Origin of the sequence: Streptomyces sp. NPDC050388 (assembly GCF_040655635.1) — a bacterium.
Classification (GTDB): Bacteria; Actinomycetota; Actinomycetes; order Streptomycetales; family Streptomycetaceae; genus Streptomyces.
In genome coordinates this window covers 1-4,924 of sequence record NZ_JBFAKH010000196.1, presented here as the reverse complement: position 1 = coordinate 4,924, position 4,924 = coordinate 1, and the positions used below count along the sequence as shown (strand labels likewise).

Here is a 4,924-nt window from a genome sequence, read left to right as displayed (position 1 = left end):
CGCGCAGGGCCGTACGCACCCGGGTGGGCGGCACGACGGGCGCGCACCGCGCGGCGACCAGGGCGCAGACGGCGAGCGCGGCACCGGCCGCGGCGGTCGCGGCGAGCGCGACGGTGGCGGAGAGCCCGCCGGCGTCCAGCAGCACGAGCAGGAGCAGCAGCAGGGGCAGAAAGACCCGGGGCAGCGAAAGAAGCCCGGGGAAGACACCGCAACGCGAACCCGTCCGGCTACGGATCACTCGCCTCACCCCCCCCTCTCCCCCCTTCGCCTCGCGCATCAGGCCCCTGTACGACACGACAGATCGTCGCGCTCATCCCGACGTCCAGGACGGTACGACGGTTCCCGGACGGGCCGCGCGGGCCGCGCAAGCGGGCGGCAGGACCCGTGCACCGGCGCCCCGGGGCCCGTGCGGCCCATCCGCTCCCGTGTGACGAGACACTCTCCCCCTCCCGTCGCCCGTCGGCAGTACGGTGTCACCCATGCGCCCCGACACGCCCGCCGAAAACGTCGACCACACCGCCGAAGCGGCCCGCCTGGAGCGGACCGCCGGTCTGTATCCCGAGGACGCCGAAGCCCTGCTGCTGCGGGCCGCCGCCCACCTGGAACTCTCCGGCGACCGCTTTGCCGCGGCCGCCCTCTACGACCGCCTGCTGGCCTCCGACACCGGGCAGACGGAGCTGGAGGGCCCGTACCTGGTCCGCGCCCTGAAGGCCTCGAACCTGTGGGAGTACGGCCACGAGGCGGAGGCCCGCGCGATCATCGACGGCATCCGCACCGCGGCCCCGCGCGACCCCGCCCCCTGGGTGGTCGTCGCGGAGTCCCTGGAGTCGCACGACGAACTGGAGGCGGCGCACGAGACGTTCACGGAGGCGGTGCGCCTCCTCCTGACCGACGTCCCGGAGCCCCCGGCCGCCACCCACCCGCTCCTCTTCGGCCGCCACCGCGTCCGCCGCATGCTGGGCGTCCCCCACGACGAGTGGGACGCCCTCGCGGACACCGTCCACAGCCTGCCCGTCACCCTGGACGAACTCCACGACCCGAAGCGCGTCTGGTCGCTCGGCTCGGAGAACCCAGCGGAGCTGGAGGCGGAGATCTCCCGCCTCCGAGCGGAACTGGGCGCCTACCGGACCGCTCTGTCCCGCCCCTTCCCGGTGGCGCTCCTGCACTGGCCGGCCCCGGAACTGGCCGAACTCCTGGAGGCGTACCCCTCCCTCGCCACCGAGTACCCCTCCCACGAGGAGCACCTGGCCACCATAGAGACGGCCCTGCGCGAACTAGCCGCCTCCGGCACCCCCAACCTGGGCGTCGTCACCGGCACCGTCCCCTCCTACGAGGCCTTCGCCGCTTCCGAGGCCACCACCCCGGGCGACACCGACCTCCTCCCCCAGTACGCGACCACCCTGGCGGCCCGCGGCCGGGCCGTGCCCTGGCCGCCGCAGCGGTCGGCCGCCTGCTGGTGCGGTTCGGGCCGCCCGTACGGGGAGTGCCACGGCACGCCAGTGGTGTGACGGGGACCGGGGCGGAGGGGCCGGGGGCGGGAGGATCCGTCGTTGGCAGGCCTGGAGGCTGTCATGCCCGAGCACCTTGCCGTCGACGGCGGCACGATCGCCTACGAGATCGCGAGGTCCGACCCCCTGATCGTCCTCGCACACGGCATGGGCGACAGCCGCGCCGCGTACCGCGCCGGTATCCCGCCGCCGGTGGCAGCGGGATACCGGGTCGCCACGGTCGATCTGCGCGACTGCGGCGCATCGAGTACCGACTGGCCGGCGTGGAGCCGCACCGCCCTCGCCGGTGACCTGCTCGCCGTGATCCGTCACCTGGGCGGCCCGGCCGTGCTCGTCGGCCACTCGATCTCCGGCGGTGCCGCCACCATCGCCGCGGCGCGGGAGCCCTCGCTGGTCAACGCGGTGGTCGAGCCGGCGCCGTTCACCTGGGGGCAGTCGGTCCGCCTCGGCGACCTGCGGGTCAAGCGCTACTGGCAGGGGATGCTGCGGCTGCTCGGCACGGGCGCGTTCCGCACCGCGCGCTCACGCAACTCCAGCGGATATTTTCTCGGGGCAGGCATCGTCTGGGCTCCTTTCACGAGACCCATCTGACCTGCTGTCACGCAACTCCGCATCTCGGGGGAAGCTCAAGCTGAAGTACCTGTGGCGGGCCGTTGACCTTGATGAAAACCTCACCCAGATGCCACTTGTCACCGGGCCGGGGCCGCCGACGGCGCAACACGCCGGCGTACTGCTGCCCGGACTTCACACACCAGCGCCGCACCGTCTCATGGGAGACGATCACGCCCCGCTCCAGCATCAGCTCCTGGACGTCACGCAGGCTCAGGGCGAACCGGTGATACAGCCGCACACAGTGACCGATGACCTCCGGCGGATAACGGCAACCCCGGTACGAGGGTGCCTGCACCGAGCCCACGACCTGCCCTCTCACCGGTGACGATCCACCCGATGATCATGCTCATCAGGAACGCCGCCGGACAACCTGACAACGCCTCTGGGGGGCGTGACCCAGTAGCTTTCGCTGTTGCCATCACGCGCGTGCACGCGAAGGAGCGGTCCAGAAAGTCCAGAAACCCCACCGCGGGGGCCCGGCGGCCGGTCCGGGTTCTACCTGCGGATGCTCGGTCACAAGCCCGCCCGGGACATCTGCCACGGCAAGCGCGGACAGATCATGCAGGCGTACCGGGCGGGGCAGGAGGACCAACTCGGCGCGCTGGGGCTGGTCCTGAACGCCGCCGTCGAGCAGCTTTGTTCCCTGCCCGCCGACCAGCGCGAGCATGAGGTCCTGGGCGAGGACGTGGCCCGGCTCTCTCTGCTACGAAAAGGCACATGTTGACTGTGCGTATCCACTCGGATGGGTGACGTGAAGGGGCGGTGGTGTGCGGGTGCGGGTGGCATGAGGAGGGGCGTTCGCACCCAGAAGGGTGCGCCCCGAAAGGAGGACATCGTGTTCCGCCATTCGATACGTACGTTCGCAGTGGGTCTGTCCGCACTGACCGCCGCCGCCGTGCCGGCGGCGCCGGCCCTGGCCGGGGGCGACCCGGCCGGGGCGTCCCCGGCGCCGCACACCGCCGGCCGGGCCCTGCACGCGCAGACCATCGCCGACCTGACCACCACGATGAAGGGCGAGGCGTACGCCCACGCCGTCTACGGCCTCTTCGCTGCCGAGGCCGACCGCCAGGGCCTGCCGGCCGTCGCCCGGCTCTTCCGCAGCACGGCGCAGACCGAGCTGAACGAACACCTGCGCGAGGCGGCCACCCTCATCGGCATGGTCGGCGGCAACGCCGCCAACCTGCGCCAGGCCATCGACGGCGAGACCTACGAGCACGAGGTCATGTACCGCCGCTTCGCCGAGCAGGCCCGCGCGGACGGGGACCTCGAGGCCGCGAAGCTCTTCAGCGAGATCGCCGCCGACGAGGGCCGCCACCGCAACGCCTTCCGCACCGCCCTCGAGGTCGTCACCACCGGCCGCGGCACCATCCCGGAACCGCCGAAGGCCGACGTGGTGCCGGTGCCCGCCGGGCTGCCGAAGGTCAAGGCCGCCCGCACCAAGGCCAACCTGGACACCGCCCTGCACGGCGAGGGGCTCGCCCACGCCAAGTACATGCTCTTCGCCGCCCACGCCCAGCAAACCGGCAACGCCGCGCTGGCCCGCCTGTGGGAGGGCACGGCCGAGGTCGAACTGCGGGAGCACCTCGCCGGCGAGGCGGTGCTGGCCGGCCTGGTCCGCGCGACCAGGGAGAACCTGGACAAGGCCATCACCGGGGAGCGCCACGAGGCGACCATGGTGTACCCGGGGTTCGCCGAGCGGGCCACCGCCGTCGGCGACAGCACCGCCGCCCGCTTCTTCCGCGACACCGCCGCGGACCAGGCCCGGCACGCCGCCGCCTTCCAGAAGGCGCTCGACCAGCTGGGCTGACCGCCCGGGCCCCGCCCGGAGGGCCGCACGCAGCACGCGAGGCGGTCCGGCCGATGCCTCACCGGGGCCGGCCGGACCGCCTCCGGCGCGTCGCCGCCCGGCGCCGGACCGGCTCGTCGAGAAACGGCCCTGCCAGGCCGCCTTCGCACCCGAGTCACCGATCCGGTACACCTGGACGGCCGCGCCGACGGCCACGACCAGGGCGATCACCAGCGTCACGACGCGCACCGGAACGGAAGAAGCCGTCCGGGCCACGGCGGACGCCCCGCCCCCGGCGGGACTGTCGGCCTCCCCGCCGCGGTCTCGTTCCCGGCGGAGGCCGGCGCGTCCGAGCAGCCAGACGGCGACCGTCAGCACGAACAGGGCGATCGCCCATGGAGTGAGACCGGACCCCATCTCGGCGTGCGCTTCCACCAGCGCACTCTCCCGCACCCGGTCCTCCAGCCACTCGCCGGATTCAGTGGTCAGCACCACCAGGACAAGAGTGACCAGCCCCATGACCGGCAGCACCCAGCTGAGCCTGCGCGCCGCCGAAAACCACAGCGCACAGACCACGAGCGCCAACGCCGTCAGCGGGACCAGCACCGCTGCGCCGTGAATGAAGAGAGGATGGCTGGGAAGGCCGTTGATCAGCCCGACATCCACGGGGTCTCCTCCAACAAGCAGCAAGAAATATTCGCCCGAAAATCTATCTTTTCAGCAATTTTGCGACAGATGTATCCGCGCGTGAGAGGTGGGCGCGCATATGGAGCAGTGCTCGGCACCCGGCAGGCCCTCACAGGCAGCCGACCGGCCGACGGGCAGGGCCACGGCCCGCACACCCGGCGGCCGGGGGCGACGGTCCGCGCCCTCACCGGTACAGGACGGCCCGCTCCACCACGCCCCACGCCGTACTGGTGGCGATGTACAGCGCGGCGGCCAGGGGCACCACGGCCACGGTGACCAGCGTGAAGAACGACATGAACGGCATCACCCTGATCACCGCGCCCACCGCACC

At 72.5% G+C, this 4,924-nt stretch carries 4 protein-coding genes and 2 pseudogenes; 4 read left to right on the top strand and 2 right to left on the bottom strand.

Translation table 11 applies throughout. The features are described from left to right. On the bottom strand, nucleotides 1–238 hold a 238-nt coding region (locus tag AB0I73_RS40355; protein ID WP_363045365.1), incomplete at its 3' end, for a hypothetical protein. Nucleotides 239–479: 241 nt separating this feature from the next. Here AB0I73_RS40355 and AB0I73_RS40350 point away from each other — a divergent pair. After that, nucleotides 480–1,508, top strand: a complete 1,029-nt coding sequence (locus tag AB0I73_RS40350; protein WP_363045364.1) for an SEC-C domain-containing protein — start codon at nucleotides 480–482, stop codon at nucleotides 1,506–1,508. 63 nt (nucleotides 1,509–1,571) lie between these two features. Further along, nucleotides 1,572–2,018, top strand: a pseudogene (locus AB0I73_RS40345) (alpha/beta fold hydrolase); the annotation flags it as partial. Between the two features lie 139 nt (nucleotides 2,019–2,157). On the opposite strand, the pseudogene AB0I73_RS40340 reads toward AB0I73_RS40345, so the two are convergent. Beyond that, nucleotides 2,158–2,424: pseudogene (locus AB0I73_RS40340) on the bottom strand (IS6 family transposase); the annotation flags it as partial. A gap of 201 nt (nucleotides 2,425–2,625) precedes the next feature. Here AB0I73_RS40340 and AB0I73_RS40335 point away from each other — a divergent pair. Then, on the top strand, nucleotides 2,626–2,844 hold the full coding sequence (locus AB0I73_RS40335) for a Tn3 family transposase (RefSeq protein ID WP_363045366.1): 219 nt from the start codon (nucleotides 2,626–2,628) through the stop codon (nucleotides 2,842–2,844). Between the two features lie 111 nt (nucleotides 2,845–2,955). Next, on the top strand, nucleotides 2,956–3,927 hold the full coding sequence (locus tag AB0I73_RS40330) for a ferritin family protein (RefSeq protein WP_363045363.1): 972 nt from the start codon (nucleotides 2,956–2,958) through the stop codon (nucleotides 3,925–3,927). The last annotated feature ends 997 nt before the right edge of the window (nucleotides 3,928–4,924 follow it).